Source organism: Gemmobacter sp. 24YEA27, from assembly GCF_030052995.1.
Taxonomy (GTDB): domain Bacteria; phylum Pseudomonadota; class Alphaproteobacteria; order Rhodobacterales; family Rhodobacteraceae; genus Pseudogemmobacter.
In genome coordinates, this window is sequence record NZ_JASJPW010000001.1 from 1,380,730 (window position 1) to 1,406,698 (window position 25,969).

At 63.7% G+C, this 25,969-nt stretch carries 22 protein-coding genes and 1 riboswitch; of the genes, 14 read left to right on the forward strand and 8 right to left on the reverse strand.

The annotated features are described in order from the left end of the window. The first annotated feature begins 25 nt into the window (after positions 1 to 25). The 10 genes from QNO18_RS06900 (at position 26) to QNO18_RS06945 (ending at position 10,950) form a co-directional block, all read left to right on the forward strand. Complete coding sequence (locus tag QNO18_RS06900; RefSeq protein ID WP_092895606.1) at positions 26 to 436, forward strand: metallopeptidase family protein; 411 nt, start codon at positions 26 to 28, stop codon at positions 434 to 436. A 151-nt stretch (positions 437 to 587) separates the two neighbouring features. Beyond that, the gene (locus tag QNO18_RS06905) at positions 588 to 1,529 is read left to right on the forward strand and encodes an MBL fold metallo-hydrolase (protein WP_283177083.1); all 942 of its coding nucleotides are present in this window, start codon (positions 588 to 590) and stop codon (positions 1,527 to 1,529) included. Positions 1,530 to 1,692: 163 nt separating this feature from the next. Next, positions 1,693 to 3,036 carry a glutamate--tRNA ligase gene (gltX, locus tag QNO18_RS06910; RefSeq protein ID WP_283177084.1) on the forward strand — a complete coding sequence of 448 codons (1,344 nt, stop codon included), beginning with the start codon at positions 1,693 to 1,695 and terminating at the stop codon, positions 3,034 to 3,036. 114 nt (positions 3,037 to 3,150) lie between these two features. Then, positions 3,151 to 4,554, forward strand: coding sequence for an MATE family efflux transporter (locus QNO18_RS06915; protein ID WP_283177085.1), 1,404 nt, complete (start codon positions 3,151 to 3,153; stop codon positions 4,552 to 4,554). A 112-nt stretch (positions 4,555 to 4,666) separates the two neighbouring features. Further along, a riboswitch (glycine riboswitch) is annotated at positions 4,667 to 4,771 on the forward strand. Positions 4,772 to 4,927: 156 nt separating this feature from the next. Beyond that, a complete protein-coding gene (gcvT, locus tag QNO18_RS06920) occupies positions 4,928 to 6,049 on the forward strand; it encodes a glycine cleavage system aminomethyltransferase GcvT (RefSeq protein WP_283177086.1) in 1,122 nt (373 codons plus the stop codon). 19 nt (positions 6,050 to 6,068) lie between these two features. Beyond that, positions 6,069 to 6,428, forward strand: coding sequence for a glycine cleavage system protein GcvH (gene gcvH, locus QNO18_RS06925; RefSeq protein ID WP_198837982.1), 360 nt, complete (start codon positions 6,069 to 6,071; stop codon positions 6,426 to 6,428). 143 nt (positions 6,429 to 6,571) lie between these two features. Next, complete coding sequence (gcvP, locus tag QNO18_RS06930) at positions 6,572 to 9,418, forward strand: aminomethyl-transferring glycine dehydrogenase (RefSeq protein ID WP_283177087.1); 2,847 nt, start codon at positions 6,572 to 6,574, stop codon at positions 9,416 to 9,418. A 138-nt stretch (positions 9,419 to 9,556) separates the two neighbouring features. Next, a complete protein-coding gene (locus QNO18_RS06935) occupies positions 9,557 to 10,261 on the forward strand; it encodes an AzlC family ABC transporter permease (protein ID WP_283177088.1) in 705 nt (234 codons plus the stop codon). Then, the gene (locus QNO18_RS06940) at positions 10,258 to 10,596 is read left to right on the forward strand and encodes an AzlD domain-containing protein (RefSeq protein WP_283177089.1); all 339 of its coding nucleotides are present in this window, start codon (positions 10,258 to 10,260) and stop codon (positions 10,594 to 10,596) included. Before QNO18_RS06935 ends, QNO18_RS06940 begins: the two co-directional genes overlap by 4 nt. A 36-nt stretch (positions 10,597 to 10,632) precedes the next feature. Beyond that, positions 10,633 to 10,950, forward strand: a complete 318-nt coding sequence (locus QNO18_RS06945) for a DUF3775 domain-containing protein (RefSeq protein WP_283177090.1) — start codon at positions 10,633 to 10,635, stop codon at positions 10,948 to 10,950. Positions 10,951 to 10,959: 9 nt separating this feature from the next. On the opposite strand, the gene xylB is transcribed toward QNO18_RS06945, so the two are convergent. From xylB to QNO18_RS06985, 8 genes are read right to left on the reverse strand one after another with little or no spacing between them, the layout of a single operon-like run. Next, positions 10,960 to 12,405, reverse strand: a complete 1,446-nt coding sequence (gene xylB, locus QNO18_RS06950; RefSeq protein WP_283177091.1) for a xylulokinase — start codon at positions 12,403 to 12,405, stop codon at positions 10,960 to 10,962. A 54-nt stretch (positions 12,406 to 12,459) separates the two neighbouring features. Beyond that, positions 12,460 to 13,401 (reverse strand): ABC transporter substrate-binding protein, encoded by a 942-nt coding sequence (locus QNO18_RS06955; protein WP_198837976.1) that lies wholly within the window; start codon positions 13,399 to 13,401, stop codon positions 12,460 to 12,462. A gap of 35 nt (positions 13,402 to 13,436) precedes the next feature. Beyond that, positions 13,437 to 14,423 carry an ABC transporter permease gene (locus tag QNO18_RS06960; protein ID WP_092895630.1) on the reverse strand — a complete coding sequence of 329 codons (987 nt, stop codon included), beginning with the start codon at positions 14,421 to 14,423 and terminating at the stop codon, positions 13,437 to 13,439. Beyond that, positions 14,420 to 15,931, reverse strand: a complete 1,512-nt coding sequence (locus tag QNO18_RS06965) for a sugar ABC transporter ATP-binding protein (protein ID WP_283177092.1) — start codon at positions 15,929 to 15,931, stop codon at positions 14,420 to 14,422. Before QNO18_RS06965 ends, QNO18_RS06960 begins: the two co-directional genes overlap by 4 nt. Beyond that, positions 15,928 to 17,061 carry a Gfo/Idh/MocA family oxidoreductase gene (locus tag QNO18_RS06970; RefSeq protein WP_198837974.1) on the reverse strand — a complete coding sequence of 378 codons (1,134 nt, stop codon included), beginning with the start codon at positions 17,059 to 17,061 and terminating at the stop codon, positions 15,928 to 15,930. The genes QNO18_RS06965 and QNO18_RS06970 overlap by 4 nt, the downstream gene beginning before the upstream one ends. 16 nt (positions 17,062 to 17,077) lie before the next feature. Beyond that, positions 17,078 to 18,130: a sugar phosphate isomerase/epimerase gene (locus tag QNO18_RS06975; RefSeq protein ID WP_283177093.1), complete on the reverse strand. Its 1,053-nt coding sequence runs from the start codon at positions 18,128 to 18,130 to the stop codon at positions 17,078 to 17,080. A gap of 25 nt (positions 18,131 to 18,155) precedes the next feature. Next, a complete protein-coding gene (xylA, locus tag QNO18_RS06980; RefSeq protein ID WP_283177094.1) occupies positions 18,156 to 19,472 on the reverse strand; it encodes a xylose isomerase in 1,317 nt (438 codons plus the stop codon). Beyond that, positions 19,469 to 20,557, reverse strand: a complete 1,089-nt coding sequence (locus QNO18_RS06985; protein WP_283177095.1) for a LacI family DNA-binding transcriptional regulator — start codon at positions 20,555 to 20,557, stop codon at positions 19,469 to 19,471. The genes xylA and QNO18_RS06985 overlap by 4 nt, the downstream gene beginning before the upstream one ends. A gap of 214 nt (positions 20,558 to 20,771) precedes the next feature. Here QNO18_RS06985 and QNO18_RS06990 point away from each other — a divergent pair, with 214 nt between their 5' ends. The 4 genes from QNO18_RS06990 to QNO18_RS07005 are packed head-to-tail and all read left to right on the forward strand — an operon-like array spanning position 20,772 to position 25,852. Next, positions 20,772 to 22,025: a sarcosine oxidase subunit beta family protein gene (locus QNO18_RS06990; RefSeq protein ID WP_283177096.1), complete on the forward strand. Its 1,254-nt coding sequence runs from the start codon at positions 20,772 to 20,774 to the stop codon at positions 22,023 to 22,025. A gap of 11 nt (positions 22,026 to 22,036) precedes the next feature. Beyond that, positions 22,037 to 22,324, forward strand: coding sequence for a sarcosine oxidase subunit delta (locus QNO18_RS06995; RefSeq protein ID WP_198837970.1), 288 nt, complete (start codon positions 22,037 to 22,039; stop codon positions 22,322 to 22,324). After that, positions 22,321 to 25,272 carry a sarcosine oxidase subunit alpha family protein gene (locus tag QNO18_RS07000; RefSeq protein WP_283177097.1) on the forward strand — a complete coding sequence of 984 codons (2,952 nt, stop codon included), beginning with the start codon at positions 22,321 to 22,323 and terminating at the stop codon, positions 25,270 to 25,272. Before QNO18_RS06995 ends, QNO18_RS07000 begins: the two co-directional genes overlap by 4 nt. Beyond that, positions 25,265 to 25,852: a sarcosine oxidase, gamma subunit gene (locus tag QNO18_RS07005; RefSeq protein ID WP_283177098.1), complete on the forward strand. Its 588-nt coding sequence runs from the start codon at positions 25,265 to 25,267 to the stop codon at positions 25,850 to 25,852. Before QNO18_RS07000 ends, QNO18_RS07005 begins: the two co-directional genes overlap by 8 nt. Positions 25,853 to 25,969: the final 117 nt, after the last annotated feature.

A 25,969-nucleotide genomic window follows, 5' to 3' on the forward strand; every position in this document is an offset into this window, starting at 1 on the left:
TGGGCAGCGGGGCTAGTCTGGGCATATGACAAATCCCTCGCCCGATGCCATCGCCCCTTCGCTTGACCTGATCGAAAGCCTCGCCCGCGAGGCGGTCGCGACCCTGCCGGAACCCTGGCGACTGCCCGCGACCCATGTCGTGCTCCGGGTCGAGGATTTCGCGCCTGAAGAGATGCTCGAGGCGATGGATCTCAATGATCCGTTCGAGCTGACCGGCCTTTATGAAGGCATTCCCCTGACCGAGAAATCGGTTTCGGATCAGGCGCTGCATCCGGATATGGTCTGGCTCTTCCGTCGCCCGATCCTTGACGAATGGGCCGAGCGCGGCAATGTCTCGCTCCAGGAACTGGTCAGCCATGTGGTGATCCATGAACTGGCGCATCATTTCGGCTGGTCGGATGCGGAGATTTCCGAGGTCGACCGCTGGTGGGAATGATCCCGCCGACCCCCGCCCGCCTGACGGGACTGTGATGTGCCTCTGTCACATCGGGCGGCTATCTTCTGCGGGCCGCCCGCCCGCTGCGTTTCTCTGATGCCTGCGCATCGGCCGGGGCCGCCATCCGCCGATCCGCCCAGAGGAATTCCGAATGTCAGGACTGACCCGCCGCCACGCGTTTTTCGCCACTGCCGCCCTGCCTTTTGCCGCCGCCGCAACTGCCGGCCTGCCGCAAAAAGCCAGCGCCCAGGCCGAATTGCAGGGTGCCGGAGGCGGGCTCTTCCGCCGCTTCCGCCATGGCGCATTCGAGGTGACGACGCTCCTTGCCGGTACGGGTGAGAATTCCAATCCGAAAGGTACTTTCGGGCTGAATGTCAGCGACGCGGATTTCGCCGCCTCCTCGCAGGCGGCGTTTATCCCTGTCGACCGCGCCGTGAACTTCTTCACGCCGGTTCTGGTCAATACCGGCAAGGAACTGATCCTCTTTGACACCGGGCTCGCGGCCGAAGGCGTGCTGGCGGCGCTCGGCCAGGCGGGGGTCTCGCCGCAACAGGTGGATGCGGTGGTGCTGACCCATATGCATGCCGACCATATCGGCGGGCTGACCATGTCGGATGGCGCCACGCCGGTTTTCCCCCGCGCACGCTACATCACCTCGCAGATCGAATATGACTACTGGGCCGGCCAGGAAAATGAAGGCTTCGAGAAAAAGGTCCGACCTCTGCGCGATCTGACGAGGTTCGTGACCGACGGAGGCGAGGCCGCGCCCGGCATCACCGCATTGGCCGCCTATGGCCATACCCCCGGCCATATGGCCTGGATGATCGAGAGCGAGGGCAAGCTGCTGGTTCTCACCGCCGATACTGCAAATCACTATGTCTGGTCCCTGGAAAACCCCGACTGGGAGGTCCGGTTCGATCTCGACAAGACCGAGGCCGCCGCCACCCGCAAGCGCATCTTCGGCATGATCGCCGCCGACCGTCTGCCCTTCATCGGCTATCACATGCCGTTCCCGGGCCTTGGCTATGCCGAGCCGAAAGGCACAGGCTTCCGCTTCGTCCCCCACAGCTACCAGCTCGCTTTCGAATCCTGATCCGCTTTCATCTGTCTGAAAATATCCCGGGGGTGAGCCCGGAACGGGCGAGGGGGCGGGCCCCCTCCCTGTTTTTGCTCCGCGCAAAACTGGACAAAACCGGGCGCCTGTGACAGAGGAAAGCCTTTGCAGGCCCCCATCTGTCCTGCCCGAGGATCCGCCCATGTCGAAACCCGTGTCGAAACCTGTCGTCACCCGCTTTGCCCCGTCGCCCACCGGCTATATCCATGTCGGCAATCTGCGCACCGCGCTGATGAATTACCTGATCGCCCGTAAGGCCGGCGGGACCTTCATCCTGCGCCTCGACGATACCGACCAGGAACGCTCGAAACAGGAATACATCGACGGGCTGAAACAGGATCTCGACTGGCTCGGCCTGCATTGGGACCAGATCGAACGTCAGTCCGCCCGCTATGACCGCTATCACGAGGCCGCCGAAAAGCTGCGCGCCAGTGGTCGTTTCTACGAGGCCTTTGAAAGCCCGACCGAGCTGGACCTCAAGCGCAAGAAACAGCTGAATATGGGCCGCCCGCCGGTCTATGACCGCGCCTCGCTCGGGCTGACGGAAGAGCAAAAGGCCGCGTTCCGTGCCGAAGGCAAAGCCGGCTACTGGCGTTTCCTGCTGAACCAGAACCGCATCGAATGGCATGACGGGATCATCGGCGATATCTCGATCGATGCGGCCTCGGTCTCGGATCCGGTGCTGATCCGCGCCGATGGCCAGGTGCTTTATACTTTCGCCTCCTCGGTCGATGACGTGGAAATGGGCGTGACCCATATCGTGCGCGGCGCCGACCATGTGACCAATACCGCGACCCAGATCCAGATCATGGAAGCGATGGGTGGCACGCCGCCTGAATTCGCGCACCACTCGCTGCTCTCGGGCCCGAAAGGCGAAGAGCTGTCCAAGCGCCTCGGCGCGCTTTCGCTGCGTGATCTGCGCGCGCAGGGCGTCGAGCCCATGGCGCTTTTGTCGCTGATGGCGCGGCTGGGGTCTTCGAAACCGGTGGAGCCGGTTGCCTCGATCGACGAGCTGGCCGAGGGGTTCGACATCGAAAGCTTCGGCGCGGCGCCGACGAAATTCGACCCGGCTGATCTTTTCCCGCTGACCCGGCATTACGTCCAGGCCTGGCCCTTTGATCAGGTGCGCGAGCGCATTCTGGCCCTTGGCGTCCCTGAAGATCAGGCCGTGCAGTTCTGGACCGTGGCCAAAGACAATATTACCGTGCCGGCGGATCTCGAGGGCTGGTGGAAGCTGTTCTCGGAAGGGGCAGAGCCGGTTATTGACGAGGCCGACCGCGATTTCGTGCGCGAGGCGCTTGCGCTGTTGCCGCCGCGGCCCTGGACGAAAGAGACTTGGGGGCAATGGACCGGCGCGGTCAAAGCCGCCACTGGCAGGAAGGGCAAGGATCTGTTCATGCCACTGCGCAAGGCGTTGACGGGCCAGGCACATGGGCCGGATATGTCGGATGTCCTGCCGCTTTTGCAGAAACTTCCTGCACTCTGACGCCGGGGAGCGGGGGGCTGCCCGCCCCCGGTCGCAGGCTCTGCCTGCACCTCTCCCGGGGGTATTTTTATCAGGAGAAAGCAGGCCCGGCCCGTTTTCTCATGGGGGTAAGGGATGGCTGAGGCGAAATTCGTTCAGGGAAATCTCTTCCGCCACATCGTGGTGATGTCGCTGACATCCTCCATTGGCCTGATGGCGGTCTTTGTCGTCGATCTGATCAATATGGCCTATATTTCCTGGCTGGGCCGATCCGAGCTTGCGGCGGCGGTCGGCTATGCCGGGGCGGTGTTGTTCTTTACCACCTCTTTCGGGATCGGGTTGTCGATTGCGGTCTCGGCTCTGGTGAGCCGGGCCATCGGGCAGCGGGATCTGCGGCTCGCGCGCGAGAAGGCGACGACCGGGATGCTGCTCGGGTTTCTGTTCGGGGTGCCTTTTGCGGGTCTGGTCTGGCTTTTGCTGTCGCCGATGGTGCGGCTTTTGGGCGCTGAGGGCGAGACCCATGATCTGGCAGTACATTATCTGCAGATCGTGACCCTAGGGCAGCCGATGCTGATGCTGGGGATGATCGGTTCCGCCGTTTTGCGCGCCCATGGCGATGCCCGGGCCGCGATGATGGCAACGGTCTGGGGCGCGGTGGTGACGGCGGCGCTGGATCCGGTGCTGATCTTCGGCTTCGGCCTTGATCTGACCGGTGCGGCGCTGGCCGGGCTGGTCAGCCGGGCGGTGATCCTTTTCATGGCGGTGCGGCCGATTGTGACGCGTTACGGCGGCTTTGACCGGCCTTCGCTGCGGCAGGTATGGCATGATATGGCGCCGGTCTGGGCGATTGGCATTCCCGCGATCCTGACCCAGGTGGCGACGCCGGTGGGGCAGGCATTCGTGACCCGCACGGCCTCGGGATTTGGCGAGGCGGCGGTCGCAGGGATGGCGATTGCCGGGCGGCTGACGCCGGTTGCCTTCGGGGTGATTTTCGCGTTGGCGGGCGCCATCGGGCCGATCATCGGGCAGAATATCGGCGCGGGGCGGATGGACCGTGTCAGACAGGCCTTTCGCGATGCGGTGATCTTTACCGGGCTGGTGATCCTTTTGGTCTCGGGGCTTTTGTTCCTGCTGCGCGCGCTGATTGCCGATCTCTTCAACGCGCAGGGCCTCACGCGCGAGATCGTCTACCTGTTCTGCGGACCACTGGCTTTGATGTGGTTTTTCAACGGGCTGATCTTTGCCGGAAACGCCGTCTGCAACAATCTTGGCCGGCCGTTCTGGTCCACGGTGGTGAATTGGGGGCGCCATACCCTCGGCACGATTCCCTTGGCGATCTGGTTCGGACAGATCTGGGGCGCCCAGGGGGTGCTGATCGGGCAGGCGGTGGGCGGGGTCGCCTTTGGCCTTCTGGCGGTGATTTTCGCGCGCCTCGCGATTGCGCATCCGAACCTGCCGACAGGGCGCGGTGCACCGGCACCGGTCGCGGTCAGCCAGCCCGAGGCGGAAGCCGCAGCGCCGGGCGAGCGGCGGGCCTGAACTGAGCCACAGTTTCGCCGGCCCTTGCCGTATCACGCATGTCGTCTTGCGGGGAATACCGTCGTATACGGATTTTCACTTGCCTGATGGGGGAGCCTCGGGTTAGTCAGAACGGGCAGGATCGGGAGAATCCGGGCAGCCCCTGACAGGGCGGGTCCGGTGCCGAAGGAGCAACCGCCCCGGTAAACTCTCAGGCGCAAGGGACCGTTACTGCATTTGAAGACTCTGGAGAGTGGCGCGTGAGGCGCCCGCCGAAGGGATAACGATCTCAGGCGCCCCAGTCGCGGGCAAGGACAGAGGGGGCACCGGGCGGCAGGGGAACTGCCGTGAGCGGTGCCGGATATTTTCGGCCGACAGACAGGGGAGAGGCGGTTTGACCGACCTTTTGCGCCTTCCGTTGCACGGGCTCCATCTGGAGCTTGGCGGGAAAATGGTGCCCTTCGCGGGCTATGAGATGCCGGTGCAATATCCGGCCGGGGTGATGGCGGAACATCTGCATGTCAGGGCGGCGGCCGGGCTCTTCGATGTGAGCCATATGGGCCAGGTCGTGCTGCGCCCGAAAGGATCGATGGAGAGTCTCGGGCTGGCGCTGGAGCGGCTGATGCCGGTCGATGTGCTGGGCGTAGCACCTGGCCGCCAGCGCTATGGCATTTTCACCAGCGAGACCGGCGGCATTCTTGATGATCTGATGTTTGCCAATCGCGGGACGGATTACCTTCTGGTGGTGAATGCGGCGCGCAAGGCGCATGATTTCGCACATCTGACCCGGCATCTCGCCGATGAGGCCGAGATCGACATCCAGACCGGGCGGGCGCTGCTGGCGCTGCAGGGGCCAGCGGCAGAATCGGTGCTGGCGGTTCTGGTGCCGGATGTGACGGCGATGCAGTTCATGGATGTCGCGTCGGTCCCGACAGTGTTCGGTGAGCTCTGGATCTCGCGGTCAGGCTATACCGGCGAGGACGGGTTCGAGATTTCGGTGCCGGAGGCCGCGGTTCCTGATTTCGCGCGGGCGCTGCTGGCATTGGACGGCGTGGCGCCGATTGGCCTTGGCGCGCGCGACAGTCTGCGGCTTGAGGCGGGGCTTTGCCTTTACGGCCATGATATTGACGAGACCACGAGCCCGGTCGAGGCGGGTCTTGGCTGGGCGATCCAGAAGGCACGTCGCGCCGGCGGTGCGCGGGCGGGCGGTTTCCCGGGCGAGACGCGGATCCTTGCCGAGCTGGCGGAAGGCCCCTCGCGCAAACGCGTGGGGCTGCGGCCAGAGGGTCGTGCACCGATGCGCGAAGGCGTGGAACTCTTTGCGACGGATGGCACGCCGATTGGCGCGATCACCTCGGGCGGTTTTGCCCCCTCGGTCCAGGCGCCGGTTGCCATGGGCTATGTTGCGAGCGCCTTTGCGGCCCCCCGCACCGGCATCGAGGCCGAGCTGCGCGGCAAGAAGCTTCCGGTTGTGGTTGCGGCCACGCCTTTCCACCCAACCCATTACAAACGTTAAGTCCCAGGGGATCGAAAAGATGAAATTCACCAAGGAACATGAATGGCTGCGCGTCGAGGGTGACCTGATCGTGGTCGGGATCACTGAACATGCGGCTGAAGCGCTTGGCGATGTGGTGTTCGTGGAGCTTCCCGAAGCGGGAATACAGGTGGCGGCCGGAGATGAGATTTCGGTGATCGAGAGCGTTAAGGCGGCCTCGGATATCCTCGCGCCGGTCGAGGGCGAGATCGTCGAGGTGAATGAGGCTCTTTCGGACAATCCGGGGCTGGTGAATGAGGATCCGCTGGGCGGCGCCTGGTTCTTTAAGCTGAAGGTCGATGATCTCTCGGTGGTCGATCAGTTCATGGATGAGGATGAGTATAAGGATTTCATCGGCTGAGGCCGGTGAGGGTTAGCTGAGCCCCGGGGGCAGCCCCCCGGACCTGCCTGAACGCCGGGGGACCAGTCCCCCGGACCCCCTGGGATATTTAAGGACAGATGAAGTGGGGCGCGGTGCGTCGCCCGACTGTCCGGAGGTGCGAGATGAGTTTCACTCCGACCGATTATAACCCCTATGATTTCGCCAATCGTCGCCATATCGGCCCTTCGCCGGCCGAGATGGAGGAGATGCTGAAGGCGGTGGGCGCGGCCTCGCTGGATGCGCTGATTGCCGAGACGGTGCCGCAGTCGATCCGCCAAGAAAAGCCGCTGTCCTGGGCACCTTTGGCCGAGCATGAGCTGCTGGCGAAGATGAAAGAGGTGGCGGGGAAGAACCGCGTCATGACCTCGCTGATCGGGCAGGGCTATTACGGCACGGTGACGCCGCCTGCCATTCAGCGCAATATCCTTGAGAACCCGGCCTGGTACACCGCCTATACACCTTACCAGCCCGAGATCGCGCAGGGGCGGCTTGAAGCGCTGCTGAATTACCAGACCATGGTCTGTGATCTGACGGGCCTTGATGTTGCCAATGCGTCGCTTCTGGATGAGGCGACGGCGGCGGCGGAAGCCATGGCGATGGCGGAGCGTTCGGCGAAGTCGAAAGCCAAAGCTTTCTTTGTTGACCGTTTCTGCCACCCGCAGACGATTGCGGTGATCCGCACCCGGGCCGAGCCTTTGGGGATCGAGATCATTGAGGGCGATGTTGGGCTGCTGGAGCCTTCAAGCGTGTTTGGCGCGATCTTCCAGTATCCGGGGTCTTATGGGCATGTGACGGATTTCACGGCGAAGATTGCGCATCTGCATGCGCATAAGGCACTGGCCATTGTCGCGACCGATCTGCTGGCCTTGTGCATGCTGAAAGAGCCGGGCGCGATGGGGGCGGATATTGCCATCGGCTCGTCGCAGCGCTTCGGCGTGCCGATGGGATATGGTGGGCCGCATGCGGCTTTCATGGCGTGTCGCGATGATCTGAAGCGCAACATGCCGGGGCGGATTGTGGGTGTCTCGATCGACAGCCACGGGACGCGGGCTTACCGCCTGTCTTTGCAGACGCGCGAGCAGCATATCCGGCGCGAGAAGGCGACGTCGAATGTCTGTACGGCGCAGGCGCTTCTGGCGGTCATGGCCTCGATGTATGCGGTGTTTCACGGGCCGAACGGGCTCAGGGCGATTGCCGAGCGGGTGCATTTCCTGACCCAGCGGCTGGCACGCGCGCTGATGGCGGCGGGGGCCAGGGTCTCGCCGAAGGCCTTTTTCGACACGATCACGGTCGAGGTCGGGGTGGGCCAGGCCGGCATTCTTGCCGCAGCGCGGGCCGAGGGGCTGAATTTCCGCCGGATCGGCAATGACCGGATCGGGATCAGCCTCGATGAGACCACCTCGGAAGAGGTGCTGAGCCGGGTGTTGCGGGCCTTCGGGATCGAGGGCGTACCGCCGCATCGCGGAGGCCTCGGCTTCCCCGAGACGATGCTGCGGCAAAGCGCCTATCTCACCCATCCGGTGTTTCAGATGAACCGGGCCGAGAGCGAGATGATGCGTTACATGCGCCGGCTCTCGGATCGTGATCTGGCGCTCGACCGGGCGATGATCCCGCTCGGGTCCTGCACGATGAAGCTCAATGCCGCCGCCGAGATGATGCCGGTCACCTGGGCGGAATTTGGCAGCCTGCACCCGTTCGTGCCGCGCGATCAGGCGGCGGGTTATGGCGAGGCGATTGCGGATCTGACCGCGAAGCTGTGCGAGATCACCGGCTATGATGCGTTTTCCATGCAGCCCAATTCCGGTGCTCAGGGGGAATATGCCGGGCTTTTGACCATCCTCGCCTATCACAAGGCGCGGGGCGATCATGACCGCCGGATCTGCCTGATTCCGATTTCGGCGCATGGCACCAACCCGGCTTCGGCGCAGATGGCCGGGATGGAGGTTGTGGTGGTCAGGTCTTCGTCCAATGGTGATGTCGATCTGGATGATTTCCGCGACAAGGCGGCAAAGGCCGGCGACCGGCTCGCGGCCTGCATGATCACCTATCCCTCGACCCATGGCGTGTTTGAAGAGACGGTGCGCGAGGTCTGCAAGATCACCCATGATCATGGCGGCCAGGTCTATATCGACGGCGCCAATATGAATGCGATGGTGGGGCTGGTGAAGCCGGGCGAGATCGGTGGCGATGTCAGCCACCTGAACCTGCACAAGACCTTTGCCATTCCGCATGGCGGCGGGGGGCCGGGCATGGGGCCGATCGGCGTGCGCGCGCATCTCGCGCCGCATCTGCCGGGCGATCCCGAGGGGCGTCCGGAAACCGATGCCGGCCCGGTCTCGGCGGCGCCTTATGGCTCGGCAAGCATTTTGCTGATCTCCTGGGCTTATTGCCTGATGATGGGTGGCTCGGGGCTGACCCAGGCGACGCGGGTGGCGATCCTGAACGCCAACTATATCGCGGCGCGGCTGAAAGGGGCTTATGATGTGCTCTATATGGGCAATCGTGGCCGGGTGGCGCATGAATGTATCCTCGACACTCGCCCCTTTGCCGATCATGGCGTGACGGTGGATGACATCGCCAAGCGGCTGATCGACAACGGCTTCCATGCGCCGACCATGTCCTGGCCGGTTTCCGGCACGCTGATGGTGGAGCCGACGGAATCCGAGACCAAGGCCGAGATCGACCGTTTCATCACCGCACTGCTGGCGATCCGCGAGGAGATCCGGGCGGTCGAGGCGGGCGAGATTTCTGCCGAGGAAAGCCCGCTGCGCTTTGCACCGCATACGGTGCAGGACCTGGTGGCGGAGTGGGACCGGAAATATACCCGCGAACAGGGTTGTTTTCCGCCGGCGGCGTTCCGGGTCGATAAATACTGGCCGCCGGTTGGCCGGATCGACAATGTCTACGGCGACCGGAACCTTGTCTGCACCTGCCCGCCGCTGGAGAGCTATCTCGACGCGGCGGAGTGATGTGACCCAGGCACGGGGGGCTGTCTGCCCCCGGGAAGCGGCTTTGGCCGCTTCCTCCCCCGAGGATATTTTCAGACAGATGAAAGGCCGGGCGGGGGTTTTGACATTGGTGTTATGGCGGGGTAGCGCTGCTGCATCATGAGTGACAAACCAGCCTCGTTTCGCGGTGGCCTGCTGGCCGCTTTGCCCATCGTGATGGGGTATTTCCCGATTGCGTTTTCTTTTGGCGTCGCGGCCACCCGAGGCGGGCTGAGCCAGGCCGAGGCGGTGATGCTCTCGCTGGTGGTCTATGCCGGGGCCTCGCAATTCCTGGCGCTGACATTGTTTGCCAGTGGCGCGCCGGTGCTGGTGGCGGCCTTTACCCTGATCGCGATGAATGTGCGCCATGTGCTTTACGGGCCGGCGCTGATGAAAGAGGCGGGAGCGGAGGGTTCGCGCCGCTTTGCCTGGGTCTGGGCCTGGGGGCTGACCGATGAGGTCTTTGGCCAGGCGCTGGGGGCGCTGGCGCGGGGGCAGCGGTTTTCCGAGGCCTATATGTTCGGGCTGGGGCTGGCGGCCTATGCGTCCTGGGTGCTGGGAACGGCGGTTGGGGCCTTCGCCGGCGGTGGCGCGCTGGATGGCTGGCCGGCGGTGAGCTCCGGCCTTGATTTCATGCTTTCGGCGTTGTTTCTGGCGCTTTTGCTCTCGATCCTGTCGCGGCTTGCCATGCCGGCGATTGTGGTTGCGGTGATCGCGACCTGCCTTGGCACCGTGGTCTGGTCGGCGACGGCCGGGATCCTTGCAGGGATGATCTGCGGTGCGCTAGCCGGAATGGCCGGCGGGCTGGTCAGGGGGCGCGGATGAACCCGGATCTGGTGCTGATGGCGGGGCTTGCGGGGCTGGCGAACTGGGCTTTCCGGGCGCTGCCGGTCCTGTTGATGCGGGGCGAGGCGAAGCCGGGCGGGCTGATGGCGGGGTTTCTGGCTTCGACCGGGCCGGCGGCGATTGCGACGCTGTTCGTGGCCTCGGTCCTGCCGCGTCTCTGGCCCGGGCAGACGGATCTCGTGCCCCTGGCGGTGGGAACTGTGGTCACGGTTCTGGCCTTCCTGCCGAAGCGCTCGGTCGTGGTGGCGACGCTCGCGGGGTCACTGGCATACGGTATCGCGTTTGCGCTGATGCATCCGGCGCTTGCACCCTGAAGGGGAAAGCGGGATCATGGCGGCAGGAGGTGTCCCATGATCGAAATCTCTCCCAGCAAAGTGGTGCAGGTGATTTTCCTGTCGCGCGAGGGGCCGGCAGGTCAGGCGCAGCTATATGCCTTTATCGACGGGCTGAATGACGAAGAAAAGGCGCATCTGACCGCCATTGCCTGGATCGGGCGCGGGGCGTTCGAGACCGAGGATTATGCCGAGGCGCTGCGCACCGCCTATACCGAAGCGACCACCCCCACCGCGGATTACCTGATGGGGATGCCGCATCTTCCGGAAAATCTCGAAGCCGGGCTGGAGGCGCTTGGCGTCGATGTCACGGGCGAGGAAGAGGATCTGCTGTAAGGCCGGGCCTTACCCCGCCAGCGCGGGGTAGAGGCTGCGATAGCGCGAATAAGCGTCATCAAAGGCCGCGAGGAGGCCCGCATCCGGCGCGATGGTGGTTTTGGTGGCGGGGGCGGTGCAGATGCTTTCCGGGCTGGCGCCGGTGGCAGCCATCAGGCCGAGCCGTGCCGCGCCGAAGGCTGCACCGAAATCGCCGCCGACCGGCAGATCGACCGGGATGCCGAGCGTGGTCGCGATGACCTTCAGCCAGTAGCCCGAGTTTGAACCACCACCGACTGCGGTGACGCGCCCGATCCGGGCCCCGGCCTGGCGCAGCGCGTTCAGATTGTCTTTCAGCGCGAAGGCGACGCCTTCCATCACCGCACGGGTCAGCGCCTTGCGGTCGGATTCGTGGCCGAGGCCGGTAAAGGCGCCCCGGATCTTCGCATCATTATGCGGTGTGCGCTCGCCCGAGAGATAGGGCAGGAAACTGGCCGAACCCGGCGCGACCAGATCTTCGCCGAGTTCGCGCGCGAGATCGGCGGCGGCGGTGCCGGTGATGCCGGCATACCAGTTCAGCGCATCGGTGGCGGACAGGATCACGCCCATCTGATGCCAGCGGTCCGGCAGCGCATGGCAAAAGGCGTGAACAGCGCTTTCAGGCAGCGGTCGGAAGGCGTCATTGGCGGCAAAGATCACACCTGACGTGCCGAGCGAGACAAAGGCCTGGCCTTCGCGAATGGTGCCCATGCCGATGGCCGAGGCGGCGTTGTCGCCCGCACCGCCGGCGACGATCACCGGGCCGGTGAGGCCCCAGTCTGCCAGAAGTTCGGCACGCAGGTGGCCACCGGGGGCCGAGCCCTCGACCAGACGCGGCATCTGTGCGCGGGAGAGGCCGGAAGCCGTCAGCAGGTCATCCGACCAGTCGCGCGCCGCGCAATCCAGCCAGCTGGTGCCGGCGGCATCCGACATCTCGGAAATATGCTCGCCCGTCAGCCAGAGCCGCAGCGCGTCTTTCGGCAAAAGCACCATGGCGATCTGATCAAAGAGGGCGGGCTCGTGCTTTGCAACCCAGGCCAGTTTCGGGGCGGTGAAGCCCGGGAAGACGATATTGCCGGTCACCTGGCGAAAGCGTGGATCGGCATCCATTGCGGCGGCCTCAAGGCTCGCGCGGGTGTCATTCCACAGGATCGAGGGGCGCAGCGCGCGGTCGCTGCGGTCAAACAGCGTGGCGCCATGCATATGGCCCGACAGACCGACGCCGCGAATGCCGGCGAATTCAACGGGATGGGCGGCGCGCAGGGCCGCTACGGCCTCTTTGCAGGCTGTGGTCCAGTCTTCGGAATCCTGTTCGGACCAGCCGGGATGGGGGCGTGACACCGGCGTCGCGGCGCTGGCCGAACCGATGATCCGCTGTTCTTCATCCATCAGCAACGCGCGGATGCCAGAGGTGCCGAGATCGAGACCGAGATACATATTCACCTCATGGAATTGCCCCGGCCGGCGCGAACCGGCCGGGGTCGTAATGCCTCAGAACGGGCTGTCGGGGTAGTAGAAGGTGGCCGCATTGTCCGGCGTCACCAGAACCGAGCCGATGATGAAATCGCCCGAGACCGGCGCCGGCGAGACGAGGCCGACCGCGGTGATTTCGATTGCGGTGGCGATCATCGACGGCGGGTAGGTCACATTGGCCGGGATCATCGCATCGCCGTCCATGGTGCGCTTGATCATCTCTTTCATACCGGCGCCGCCGAGCACGAATTTGATGTCTTTGCGGCCGGCGGCTTCGATTGCTGCCAGTGCGCCAAGCGCCATATCGTCATCCGAGGCCCAGACCGCGTCGATTTCCGGATATTTCGACAGGAAATCCTGCATCACGGTAAAGCTCTTGTCGCGGTTCCAGTCGCCATGTTCGGCGGCAAGAACTTCGATCCCCGAGCCCTCAATGGCGCCCTGGAAGCCTTCGAGGCGCTCATTGTCGATGGTGGTCGGGATGCCGCGCAGCACGACAACCTTACCGCCATCGGGCATGTGGGATTTCATGAATTCGCCAGCGACGCGGCCAAAGCCGGGGTTGTCGCCCGCGACATAGAGGTCTTCGATGCCGTCAACCGCCAGACCACGGTCGACCACGGTCACCCAGGCGCCCGAGGCTTTGACATTCTGCACCGGACCGGTCAGCGGCTCGGATTCAAAAGGCAGCACGACCAGCGCGCTGATCTTCCGGGTGGCCAGCATGTCTTCGATATCATTGACCTGCTTGGCCGGGTCCGAGGCGGTCGCCAGCACGAAATCCAGCTCGGGATAGGTGGCTTCCAGCCGCTCTACCGTGGTTTTGGCGAAATAGTTCATGCCGCCTGCCCAGCCATGGGTCGCCGCCGGGATCGACACGCCGATCACTTTGGTGTCCTGGGCCAAAGCAGGCCCTCCAAGCGCAACCGCAAGCGCCAGTGCCGATACGAAATGTTTCATAGTTTCTCCTCCCTTGAGTCATTCGGGGCCAGGGGTCACTGGCCCGCTTTGCTTCCGCGCTGCAAAACGACAGCGAGAACGATGATCGCGCCCTGGATTGCTCCGTTCAGATAGGGCGAGACGTAATCCGTCAGGTTCAGCAGATTGCCGATCAGCACGAGGATCAGCACCCCCACAACCGTGCCCCAGACGCGGCCGAAACCGCCCTTGAGGGCCGTGCCACCGATGATGACGGCGGCAATCGCCTCCAGCTCCCACAGGAGGCCGGTGGCGGACGAGGCCGAGCCAAGGCGCGGCACATACATGATGACGGCCAGCCCGACGAGGGCGCCAAGCATCACATAGGTCAGAAGCCGCACGCGGCCGACGCGCACGGATGAATATTTCGCCACCTGATCATTTGACCCGATGGCGGCGCAATGGCGGCCAAAGGCGGTAGAGCGCATCAGCAATTCACCGAGGATCACCACCACGGCAAAGACGATGATCGGCCAGGTAACGCCGAAAATGCCGCCGTAATAGACCGGCTGGTAGAAGGTGCGCAGGCCGAAATCGAGGCTCAGCGTGCCGCCATCTGCAAGCCAGGTGACGAGGCTGCGATAGATCCCCATCGAGCCGAGCGTGACGATGAAGGCCTCGATCCCCAGCCGGGTGATCAGAAGACCGTTGATCAGCCCCGCGATGATCCCGGCGCCAAGCGCGACCAGCATCCCCACAAGGACAATCGGCACGCCCACGCCCATCGAGGGCAGCATTTTGTTCATCACAAGGATCATCAGCCCGGCGATAAACGCCGCCATCGAGCCGACCGAGAGGTCAAGCCCGCCTGCCGTGATCACGAAGGTCATCCCCACCGCGATGATACCGATAAAGGCCGACCGCGCCAGAACATTGGTGATATTGTCGAGGCCGAGGAAATTCGGGTTCATCATCGCGCCCATGATCACGAGGATCACCAGCGCGAGGATCGGGCCGATCACGCTCATCTGCACCCGGCGCGCCGGAGCTGCCGCAACACTCATTCCTGTAACTCCTTTGCGAGAGGGGCGGCCTGGCCGACCCCCATGGCGAGGCGCACGATGGCGTCCTCAGTGATGGTATCGCCGGTCACCTCGCCCTGGATCCGGCCCTGCCGCATCACCAGAACGCGGTCGGCAAGGCCGATGACCTCCTGCATTTCCGAAGAGATCACCACGATGGCGCGGCCCTCGCGGGCAAGGCGGCGGATGAAGTCGTACATCTGCTGTTTGGTGCCGATGTCGATGCCGCGGGTCGGCTCGTCGATCACGATGATCTGCGGGTCCGAGAGCATGGTTTTCGCGAAGAGCAGCTTTTGCTGATTGCCGCCGGACAGATGGCCGACATTGATCCCGCGCGCGCCACGGATGTCGAAATCGCGGATCGCCTGGTCAAGGGCCGCCTCTTCGGCGCGCTGATCCAGCAGCCCATGCGAGAACCGGTGCAGCGCCTGGAGCGTGAGGTTCTCACGCATCCCCTTTTGCAACAGCAGCCCGCGCGTCTTGCGGTCTTCGGTCAGGTAGCACAGGCCAAGCTCCAGCGCCTCCCAGTTGTGGCGGATGGTGACCGGGCGGCCTTTGACTTTGACCGAACCGGTGGCAGGGCGCAGTCCAGCCAGGCCCTCGAATGTCTCTGTCCGCCCCGAACCGATCAGCCCGGCAATGCCGAGGATCTCGCCCGCGCGCAGGCTGAAGCTGATATCTTCGGCAAAGCCCGGCACTGTCAGGCCAGAGACTTCCAGCACGATCTCACCAGGGGTGCCGTCTTTGGCGGGGTAAAGCTGCGACATCTCGCGCCCGACCATTGCTTCGGCCATGCCATGTTCGTCCATCGCATCGGCGGGGCCTGAATAGACCACCGCGCCATCGCGCATGATGGTCAGGTCGTCGGCGATCTCTTTCACCTCGTCGAGCTTATGCGAGGTGAAGAGAATGGCCGTACCGGCGGCCCTGAGCGCCCGGACCTGGTCCATCAGGATCCTGGTTTCCGCCTTGGTCAGCACCGCAGTCGGCTCGTCCATGATCAGGACGCGGGTCTCGCGCGACAGGGCTTTCGCGATTTCGACCATCTGCTTGTCGGAATTCGACAGGCTCGAGATCGGGCGATCCGTCGCGACCCGGCATTGCAGCCGGTCCAGAAGCGTCCGGGCTTCAGCCCGCATCGCGGCTTTGTTGAGGAAAAGGCCGCGCTTCAGTTCGCGGCCAAGGAAGATATTTTCCTCAACGGTCAGCTGTTCGGCGAGGTTGAACTCCTGATGGATCATCGAGATCCCCGCCGCCTCGGCCTCACCCATGGTGGCGAAGGCGACCGGGCGACCGTCCAGCAGAACCTCGCCTGAGGATGGCGGCTGATAGCCCGCGAGGATCTTCATCGTGGTGGATTTCCCCGCGCCATTCTCGCCGATCAGCGCATGGACGCGGCCCGGGGCCAGCGCGATCGAAATGCCATGCAGCACCTCGATCGGGCCGAAACTGCGGCTGACGCCGTTCAGGGCGAGAACGGGAGTGGTCACAGCGCCACCCATGCCGCATCGGCCCGGGACGAGCGGATCGCGGCGTCGATAAAGCGCATCCCGTCCATCCCCGCCGCAATCCCCGGCAGAAGGCCGGTATCCGGGATCTGGCCGCTGTCTGCCGCGCGAATGGCGCGGGCGGCCTCGGTATAGAGATTGGCGAACCCTTCGAGATAGCCCTCGGGATGGCCGCCCGGGGTGCGGCTGACCGCATTCGCCGCCGCATTCGCCCCGGCGCCGCGCCGGGTCACGAGGCGTTTCGCCGCGCCAAAGGGGGTGTGCCAGAGGTAATTCGGATCCTCCTGGCTCCATTCCAGCCCGCCTTTTTCGCCAAAGACGCGCAGCCGCAGCCCGTTTTCGCAGCCCGGCGCCACCTGGCTGCACCAGAGCACGCCGCGCGCGCCGCCCTGCATCCTGAGAAGGATATTCGCGTTGTCATCGACCCGGCGCCCGGGGACAAAGCTTTGCAGATCGGCGGCAAGGCTTTCCACCGCCAGCCCGGTCACGAAACAGGCGAGGTTATGGGCATGGGTGCCGATATCGCCGATCGCGCCGCCTGCGCCCGAGCGCGCGGGGTCGGTGCGCCAGTCTGCCTGTTTGTTGCTGTCGTCGGCGGCTTCGGTCAGCCAGTCCTGGGCATATTCGACCTGAACGACGCGGATCTTGCCCAGCTCGCCCGAGGCCACCATGTCCCGCGCCTGGCGGATCATCGGATAGCCGGTGTAATTATGGGTCAGGATGAAGAGCGCTTTCGACGCTTTGACCGCAGCTTCAAGGTCGCGCGCCTGGTCCATCGTGGCGGTCAGTGGCTTGTCGCAAATCACATGGATGCCGCGGTTCAGAAAGGCCATCGCGGGGCCGGCATGCATATGGTTCGGCGTCACGATGGACACGGCGCGGATACCATCCTCGCGCGCGGCCTCGCGTTCGGCCATCTCTTCATAACTGCCATAGGACCGATCCGCGGCCAGTCCGAGCGCCAGCCCGCTTTCCAGCGCCCGTTCCGGTGTCGAAGACAACGCGCCGGCGACAAGGTCATATTCGCCATCGATGCGGGCCGCGATCCGGTGGACGCCGCCGATAAAGGCATCCTTGCCGCCGCCGACCATCCCCAGTCTGATCTTTGTCATGGTGCCAGATCCCCCCTCAAAGCCCGAGCATACGGCGGTTCGCGGCTTCATCAGTGCCACCATCCGCGAAATCGTCAAACGCTTTGTCGGTCACGCGGATGATGTGGTGTTTCACAAACTCGGCCCCTTCGCGCGCGCCGTCTTCGGGATGCTTGATCGCACATTCCCATTCCACGACCGCCCAGCCGTCGAAATCATTCGCCGCCATTTTCGAGAACACCGCGCCGAAATCGACCTGCCCGTCGCCAAGGCTGCGGAACCGCCCGGCCCGGTTCACCCATGACTGGAAGCCGCCATAGACCCCCTGGCGGCCGGTCGGGTTGAACTCGGCATCCTTGACATGGAACATCCGGATACGGTCGCGGTAAATGTCGATATTGTCCAGATAATCCAGGCATTGCAGCACGTAATGCGAGGGATCGTAGAGCATGCAGGCCCGGGGATGGTTGCCGGTGCGTTCCAGAAACATCTCATAGGTGATGCCGTCATGCAGGTCTTCGCCGGGATGGATCTCGTAGCAGATATCGACATCGCAGTCGTCGGCATGGTCGAGGATCGGCTTCCAGCGTCGCGCCAGCTCGTCGAACGCCGTTTCCACCAGGCCAGCCGGGCGCTGCGGCCAGGGGTAGACATAGGGCCAGGCCAGCGCGCCGGAAAATGACGCCTGGGCCGTCAGCCCCATATGTTTGCTGGCGGTCAGCGCGTTTTTCACCTGGGTCACGGCCCATTCCTGGCGTGCCTTTGGATTGCCGCGCACATGCGGCGCGGCAAAGCCGTCAAATCCCTCGTCATAGGCCGGATGCACCGCGACCAGCTGGCCCTGGAGATGGGTCGAAAGCTCGGTCACCACCACGCCATTCGCCTCGGCCACGCCCTTGAATTCGTCGCAGTAATCCTTGCTGGAGGCGGCGCGGTCGAGATCGATCAGCCGCCCGTCCCAGCTGGGCACCTGGACACCTTTATAGCCGATATCGGCGGCCCATTTCGTGATGCTGTCCCAGGAATTGAACGGCGCCGCATCGCTTGCGAATTGCGCGAGAAACAGTCCCGGCCCTTTGATCGTCTTCATGGTCTTTCCTCCCCAGGGCTGGCGCTCAGACGTAGCGATTAACCAGATTTTCCAGAATTTCCTGCCGCCCCGAAACCGGCTGCGGGTCAAGCCCGGCGGCCTCTGCCGCATCGGCAATCGAAGCGAGGGTCGCGGACTTGCCCAGCATCGCCTGGGCATCCTCGCTCTGCCAGCCTTTGTACCTTGCTGTACGGGCGGCCTCGAGCCGGCCCTCTTCCAGCATTTTCGCCGCCGCTTTCAGGCCACGCGCGCAGACATCCATCGCGCCGACATGGGCCGCGACCAGGTCTTCTGCATCGAGCGACTGGCGGCGGACTTTCGCGTCGAAATTGGTGCCGCCCGTGGTGAAGCCGCCGTCTTTCAGCACCTCGTAATAGGCCAGCGCGATTTCAGGCACATTGTTCGGGAACTGATCGGTATCCCAGCCGGACTGGTAATCATTGCGGTTCATGTCGATAGAGCCGAGGAGGCCAAGCGTCCGCGCCATTGCAAGCTCATGTTCGAAGGAATGGCCCGCAAGGATCGCGTGACCCTGTTCGATGTTCAGTTTCACCTCATTTTCAAGCCCATAGCGCTTGAGGAAACCGTAGCAGGTGGCAACGTCATAGTCGTATTGATGCTTGGTCGGCTCCTGTGGTTTCGGCTCCAGCAGGATGGTGCCTTTGAAGCCGATCTTATGCTTATGCTCGACAACGAGGTTCAGGAAACGACCCATATGGTCAAGCTCCTGGCCGAGATCGGTGTTCAGAAGCGTCTCATAGCCCTCGCGCCCACCCCACAGCACGTAGTTTTCACCGCCGAGACGATGCGTTACCTCCATCACACCGCGCACGATGGACGCGGAATAGGCGAAGATATCCGGGTCGGGGTTCGAGGCCGCGCCCGACATATACCGGCGATTGGTAAAGAGGTTCGCGGTGCCCCAGAGGAGTTTCGGCCCGCCTGCCTCCATCTTCGCCTGGAAATAGTCGGCGATTTCTTCAAGCCGGGCGCGGCTTTCGCGCAGAGTTGCGCCTTCGGGGCGGACATCATGGTCGTGGAAACAGTAATACGGCACGCCGAGGATGCGGAAGAGGTCGAAGGCCTCATCTGCCCGCTGCTTTGCCAGCGCCATCGTATCGGCGGGGAACCAGGGGCGGTCAAAGGTGCGGCCGCCAAAGGGGTCGCCGCCTTCCCAGGCAAAGGAATGCCAGTAAGCGACGGCGAAGCGAAGGTGATCTTCCATCCGCTTGCCCAGCACGATTTCATCGGGGTTATAGTGATGATAGGCGAGCGCCCCGGAGTCATGGGCAGTTTCGGGGGCGAATTTCACCGGGGCGATGGAGTCGAAATAACCGCTCAACGGGGGTCTCCTGTGGACATAAGGGCAGGCTGAAGGTCAGCCGGGGGCGCGGGCAATGCCGCAGGCAGGTTGTCTTTCAGAAAGATGGTCGGCGTGATGTCGCGCGTCGGGTCGGGAAGCTCGCGCCCGTCCGAGAGCGCCTTCATCACATCGACCGACAGCGCGACCTCCTGCGCCGGTTTCTGGTCGATCACCGCATCGACAAGGCCGGCTTCAAGACCGCCGCGCGTTGTGGGCGTCAGATCATGCATGATGGTGAAGGGGCGCGCATCGGGCCTTTGCGCGAGGATTTCGATCAGCCCGCGATTGCCGGCGCCGATGGAATAAATGCCGGTGATGCCGGGTTCCTGTTCCAGCGCCTCCGTCACGCGCAGCCGCATCAGGTCGGGGCGGTCATCCACCACAACAGGGGCCATAAGCTGCGGCCCGCCTTCAAGCACAAGGCGCGCGCCTTCCAGCCGGTCACGGTGGTCGCGCGCACTGAGCGCACCGATCACCGGCAGGATCAGCCCGGGCGAAGAGGCTGGTCGCGCAATATGGGCCATCCGGATCAGGCGCCCGGCGGTGCGCCCGGCCATCTGGTTGTCGATGCCGACATAGGCCGCGCGCAGATCAGGCGCGGCGTCGCCCACCAGCGTCACCACCGGAATGCGCGCTTCGCACAGCGCGCCGATGGCCTCGGCTATTCTCGGCGTCTCGGTTGCCACCACCGCCACGGCATCACAATCGCGCGGCAGCTGTTCCAGCGCGCGTGCCAGCGCGTCCGAATCAAGCGTCGGCACTTCGGTCAGGGTGAAACGGACGCGGTCCGTGCGGCGGGCAGAGGCTTCGGCGTCGACCGCCTGGCGCAGGGCGCGAAAGAAGCTGTGATCGCCGCCCGGCAGCAGGAAGCGGAAATGATAGATGCGCCCGCGCGACAGATTCGCGGCATGGAGATCGCGCTCATACCCGAGCGTTTCGATGGCGTGCAGGACCCGGCGCGTGGATTTCTCGGCGACATTGCCGCGCTCATTGAGAACCCGGTCCGCAGTCGCGTAGCTCACGCCCGCAGCCCGCGCCACATCCTGCAGCGTCGGCTTGCGCATTTGATTCTCCTCCCGCCCGCAGAAGAGATGAGGAAATGACATACGTCAATCATTTTCTGATATACGTCTGTCATTATGACCTGGTCCCGGGATCCGTTACCCCGCTGACAGAATTTTGTGACATGTCCGAAATGAAAGGGTTGCTGTCTGAAACAAGAGGGGTGGGGCGCGTAAAAATCCTGACACTGAGCTGAAGTTTCGGCGCGGGGATATGATGCGGTATTCAGGCTTCAAAGTGATCAAAGAGGCCCTGACGGGCCATAAAGGCTGGACGCCCGCATGGCGCGACCCGGAGCCGAAGAAACAATATGATATCATTATCATAGGTGGTGGTGGCCACGGTCTTGCGACCGCCTATTACCTGGCGAAGATCTTCGGCAAGGCGAATGTCGCCGTGCTGGAAAAGGGCTGGATCGGCGGCGGCAATGTGGGCCGCAACACGACGATCATCCGCTCGAACTATCTGCTTGATGGCAATGAGCCGTTCTATGAGTTTTCCATGAAGCTGTGGGAAAACCTCGAGCAGGATTTCAACTATAACGCCATGGTCAGCCAGCGCGGCGTGCTGAACCTCTGCCATACCGATGCACAGCGCGATGCCTTCCGCCGTCGCGGCAACGGGATGCGGCTGAACGGGGTCGATGCCGAGCTGCTGGACCAGGAAGGCGTGCGCAAACTGGCGCCCTTCCTGAACTTCGACAATGCGCGTTTCCCGATCAAAGGCGGCCTGTTGCAACCGCGTGGTGGCACCGTGCGCCATGATGCGGTCGCCTGGGGCTATGCGCGCGGCGCCGATCAGCGCGGCGTCGACATTATCCAGAATTGCGAAGTCACCGGGTTTAAGATCGAGAACGGCAAGGTGCTGGGGGTCGAGACCACGCGCGGGTTCATCGGCGCAAACAAGATCGGCTGCGCGGTCGCCGGGTCGTCGGGCAAAGTCATGGCGCAGGCCGGCATCCACCGCCTGCCGATCGAAAGCCATGTGCTGCAGGCCTTCGTCTCGGAAGGGCTGAAGCCGGTGCTGCCGGGCGTGATCACCTATGGCGCGGGCCATTTCTATGTCAGCCAGTCCGACAAGGGCGGTCTGGTATTTGGCGGCGATATCGACGGCTATAATACCTATGCCCAGCGTGGCAATCTTCCGGTCGTGGAAGACGTCTGCGAGGGCGGCATGTCGATCATGCCGATGATCGGGCGCGCGCGCCTTCTGCGGATCTGGGGCGGTATCATGGATATGTCGATGGATGGCTCGCCCATCATCGATAAGACCGATATCGACGGGCTCTATTTCAATGGCGGCTGGTGCTATGGCGGGTTCAAGGCAACGCCCGCAAGCGGCTGGTGCTTTGCGCATCTGCTCGCCAATGACCAACCGCATTCCGTGGCGACCGCCTATCGGTTCGACCGGTTCCGCAAGGGGCTGATGATCGACGAAAAGGGCATGGGCGCCCAACCGAACCTGCATTGAGGACCTGAGCGATGATTATCAATCACCCCCTGCTGGGGCCGCGAGATTCGCAGGAATTCGTCTATCTTGGCGATGCGAACCTGATCGACCGGCCAGACTGGGCCGCCGAGGGCGCCGTCGATACCTTTCATGACTATCTCTATCAGCGCACGAACCCGGCAGGGCTTCACCAGGAGCTGTGGTTCCACGAACAGGGCGACCGGTCCTGGCTTGTGGTGACCCGCAACACGCTGACCCATGAAATCACCAAAGTCGAGCTGGCCCGAGATGTGGCCCGGGCCCGGGGAAGGTCGAAATGAGCCAGAAGAACCGTCTGTCCGGTGGCCAGCTGAACCGCTCAAAACCGCTGAACTTCACCTTCGATGGGGCAACCTATCAAGGCTATGAGGGCGACACGCTCGCCTCGGCTCTGCTCGCGAATGGCGTGCGGCTGATGGGCCGGTCGTTCAAATATCACCGCCCGCGCGGCCCGATCTCTTCGGGTTCGGAAGAGCCGAACGCGATTGTCGAACTGCGCCAGGGCGCGCGGCAGGAGCCGAACACCCGCGCGACCATTGCGGAACTGTTCGAAGGCCTCAGCGCGAAAAGCCAGAACCATGTCGGTTCGCTGAAATTCGACTTCCTCGCGATCAATGACCGGCTGTCGTCCTTCTTTGCTGCGGGGTTCTACTACAAGACCTTCATGTGGCCGAAGGCCTTCTGGGAAAAGCTTTACGAGCCGATGATCCGCCGCGCGGCGGGGCTTGGCAGCCTCTCGATGCAGGACGACCCGGATGCCTATGACAAGGGCTTCCTGCATTGCGATCTGCTGGTGATCGGGGCCGGGCCCTCGGGTCTGGCGGCGGCGCTGACGGCGGCGCGGTCTGGTGCGCGGGTGATCCTCGCCGATGAGGATTTCACCCCGGGCGGGCGGCTGAACTCTGAGACCTTTACGCTTGGCGATGCCTCGGGCGCGGACTGGGCGAAATCTGCAATTGCCGAGCTTTCGAGCCTGCCGAATGTTCGCATCCTGACGCGGACGGTTGTGATCGGCTCTTTTGATCACGGCATTTATGGTGCGCTGGAGCGGGTGTCGGACCACATCGCGACCCCGGCGTCAGGCAAGCCGCGCCAGATCCTGTGGCGGATCTATTCGCAGCGCGCCGTGCTGGCGGCCGGTGCGACCGAGCGTCCGATTGCGTTCAAAAACAACGACCGCCCCGGCGTGATGCTGGCCGGTGCGATGCGCGCCTATGCCAATCGCTGGGCGGCGACGCCGGGCCAGACGGTCGCGGTCTTCACCAATAATGACGATGGCTTGCGCACGGCGTCGGATCTGCTCGCGAAGGGCGTCAAGGTTGCCGCCGTGATCGACAGCCGCGCCGATGGCCCCGCCTTCCAGGGGGCCGAACATCTGCGTGGCGCGGTGGTGACCGATGCGCATGGCCGCCTTGGCCTGTCCTCGATCAGGGTGAAACTTGCGAATGGTGAGACCCGCCAGATTTCCACAGAGGCGCTTGGCGTCTCGGGTGGCTGGAACCCCAATGTGCATCTGACCTGCCATCAGCGCGGTCTTCCGGTCTGGAATGCAGACCTTGCCGCCTTTGTTCCCGGCACGCTTCCGGTGGGCATGGTTGTTGCGGGCGCGGCGAATGGCCGGCTTTCAACCGCCGGTGCGCTGGCCTCTGGTGCAGAGGCTGCGGCCCTGGCGCTGGAAGGCCTTGGTCTGACGGTGAAATCCGCCGATCTGCCCCAGGCCGAGGATGCGCCGGTGCGCGTCACGCCGCTCTGGTATGTGCCGCATAAGGGCCGCGCCTGGCTCGACCAGCAGAACGATGTCACCGTCAAGGATGTCAAGCTGGCGCATCAGGAAGGTTTCCGCTCGGTCGAGCATCTGAAGCGCTACACCACGATGGGCATGGCGACGGATCAGGGCAAGACCTCGAATATTTCGGGCCTTGCCGTGATGGCCGAGATGACCGGCAAGTCGATCCCGGAAACCGGTACCACCATTTACCGCCCGCCCTATACGCCGGTGCCGATTGCGGCCTTTGCGGGCCGGTCTGCGGGGGCTGACTTCCGCCCCAAACGCCTGACGCCCTCGCATAAATGGGCAGCGGAACAGGGCGCGGTCTTTGTTGAGGTCGGCATGTGGCTGCGCGCCCAGTGGTTCCCGAAAGCGGGCGAGACCACCTGGCGGCAATCGGTTGACCGCGAAGTGCTGGCGACCCGTGGATCGGTCGGCATCTGCGACGTGACGACGCTGGGCAAGATCGACGTTCAGGGGCCGGATGCGGCGGAGTTCCTCAACCGCATCTATTGCAATCCTTTCGCGAAACTGCCCGTGGGCAAGGTCCGCTACGGCCTTATGCTGCGCGAAGACGGTATGGCGATGGATGACGGCACCACGGCGCGCCTGGCGGAAGACCATTTCGTCACCACCACCACCACCGCGAATGCGGTCGGCGTCTACCGCCATATGGAATTCGCGCGGCAATGCCTCTGGCCTGATCTTGACGTGCAGATCATCTCGACCACCGAGGCCTGGGCGCAGTTCTCGGTCGCCGGACCCAATGCCAGGAAACTCCTGCAGAAAATCGTCGATCCGGAATTCGACATCTCGAACGAGGCCTTCCCCTATATGGGCTGCGGCGAGATCACGGTTTGTGGCGGCCTCAGGGCGCGGCTGTTCCGGATCTCCTTCTCGGGCGAGCTGGCCTATGAAATCGCAGTGCCGACCCGTTACGGCGACGGCCTTGTCCGCGCCATGATGGAGGCCGGGCGCGAGTTCAATGCCCTTGTCTATGGCACCGAGGCGCTCGGCGTCATGCGGATTGAGAAAGGCCATGCGGCGGGGAATGAGCTGAACGGCACCACCTCGGCGCTGAACCTCGGCATGGCCGGCATGGTCAACAAGAAGAAGGACTCGATCGGCTCGACCTTGTCGGAACGTGAGGGGATGAACCGCGAGGGCGCCTATAATCTTGTGGGCTTCCAGCCGGTTGATGCGACGAAACCCCTGCTTGGTGGGATGCATTTCATCAACCAGGGCGCGCCGGCCGATGCGAAGAATGACCAGGGCTATATGACCTCGGTCGCGTTTTCGCCCTCGCTTGGCCATTCCATCGGCCTTGGCTATCTGAAAGACGGTGCGGCCCGCAAAGGCGATACACTGCGCGCCGTGAACCCGCTGGCGGGAGAGGAGACGCTGGTCAAAGTCGTTTCCGCCCATTTTGTCGACCCGGAAGGAGAACGTCTCCGTGGCTGATCCCGTGCTGAAAATGCGCCCGCTTAAACCGATCACCCAGCTGGGGGGCGACGCGCCCCGCAAGGACAGCTTCCCCGGCCTGACCATTACCGAGCGGACCGACACCGCGCTGGCCTCGCTTTCGGCGCGGCAGGGGAAACTGGCAGAGTTCCATGCGGCAGCCAGTGCTTTCTTCGGCTTCGACCTGCCCGCTCCGGCGCGCAGTGCCACGGGCGGCGCATTTACCGCGATCTGGACCGGGCCGGAGCAATGGTTCATCGAGGCACCTTTCGCCACACATGAAGACATTGCGCCGATCCTGAAAAAGGGCTTCGGAGATACGGCTTCGATCACCGAACAGACCGATGGCTGGGGCGGGTTCGATCTGGAGGGCGAGGGCGTTCTTTCCGTTTTCGAACTTCTTTCGAACCTCGATCTGGGAAAACTGCCCACTGGCGGTGCCAGCCGTACAGTTATCGAACATCTGGGCTGTATCCTGGTCTGTCGTGCCGCAGGGAAAAGTTACACGGTCTATGGCGGGCGCTCCTCGGCTGCCTCGCTGCATCATGCGCTGGTGACTGCGGCGAAATCGGCGCTCTGATGCGCGGCGCAGCACAAGGTTGAAACTGTGGCGAGGGGGCACTGTCCCCTCGCCATCCGGAATATCCAGAGACAGAAACCAGCGCGGTTTCTCCGATATTGTTGTCGTTCTCCTGAA

What these genes read in the sequence shown, in the direction of transcription:
- QNO18_RS06915 (WP_283177085.1), top strand. Translation starts at nt 3,151, where the DNA reads ATGGCTGAGGCGAAATTCGTTCAGGGAAATCTCTTCCGCCACATCGTG.
- QNO18_RS06900 (WP_092895606.1), top strand. Translation starts at nt 26, where the DNA reads ATGACAAATCCCTCGCCCGATGCCATCGCCCCTTCGCTTGACCTGATC.
- QNO18_RS07000 (WP_283177097.1), top strand. Translation starts at nt 22,321, where the DNA reads ATGAGCCAGAAGAACCGTCTGTCCGGTGGCCAGCTGAACCGCTCAAAA.
- QNO18_RS06905 (WP_283177083.1), top strand. Translation starts at nt 588, where the DNA reads ATGTCAGGACTGACCCGCCGCCACGCGTTTTTCGCCACTGCCGCCCTG.
- QNO18_RS06945 (WP_283177090.1), top strand. Translation starts at nt 10,633, where the DNA reads ATGATCGAAATCTCTCCCAGCAAAGTGGTGCAGGTGATTTTCCTGTCG.
- QNO18_RS06990 (WP_283177096.1), top strand. Translation starts at nt 20,772, where the DNA reads ATGCGGTATTCAGGCTTCAAAGTGATCAAAGAGGCCCTGACGGGCCAT.
- xylB (WP_283177091.1), bottom strand. Translation starts at nt 12,405, where the DNA reads ATGTATCTCGGTCTCGATCTCGGCACCTCTGGCATCCGCGCGTTGCTG.
- gltX (WP_283177084.1), top strand. Translation starts at nt 1,693, where the DNA reads ATGTCGAAACCCGTGTCGAAACCTGTCGTCACCCGCTTTGCCCCGTCG.
- QNO18_RS06940 (WP_283177089.1), top strand. Translation starts at nt 10,258, where the DNA reads ATGAACCCGGATCTGGTGCTGATGGCGGGGCTTGCGGGGCTGGCGAAC.
- QNO18_RS06960 (WP_092895630.1), bottom strand. Translation starts at nt 14,423, where the DNA reads ATGAGTGTTGCGGCAGCTCCGGCGCGCCGGGTGCAGATGAGCGTGATC.
- QNO18_RS06970 (WP_198837974.1), bottom strand. Translation starts at nt 17,061, where the DNA reads ATGACAAAGATCAGACTGGGGATGGTCGGCGGCGGCAAGGATGCCTTT.
- gcvH (WP_198837982.1), top strand. Translation starts at nt 6,069, where the DNA reads ATGAAATTCACCAAGGAACATGAATGGCTGCGCGTCGAGGGTGACCTG.
- QNO18_RS06995 (WP_198837970.1), top strand. Translation starts at nt 22,037, where the DNA reads ATGATTATCAATCACCCCCTGCTGGGGCCGCGAGATTCGCAGGAATTC.
- QNO18_RS06935 (WP_283177088.1), top strand. Translation starts at nt 9,557, where the DNA reads ATGAGTGACAAACCAGCCTCGTTTCGCGGTGGCCTGCTGGCCGCTTTG.
- QNO18_RS06975 (WP_283177093.1), bottom strand. Translation starts at nt 18,130, where the DNA reads ATGAAGACGATCAAAGGGCCGGGACTGTTTCTCGCGCAATTCGCAAGC.
- QNO18_RS06985 (WP_283177095.1), bottom strand. Translation starts at nt 20,557, where the DNA reads ATGCGCAAGCCGACGCTGCAGGATGTGGCGCGGGCTGCGGGCGTGAGC.
- QNO18_RS06955 (WP_198837976.1), bottom strand. Translation starts at nt 13,401, where the DNA reads ATGAAACATTTCGTATCGGCACTGGCGCTTGCGGTTGCGCTTGGAGGG.
- gcvP (WP_283177087.1), top strand. Translation starts at nt 6,572, where the DNA reads ATGAGTTTCACTCCGACCGATTATAACCCCTATGATTTCGCCAATCGT.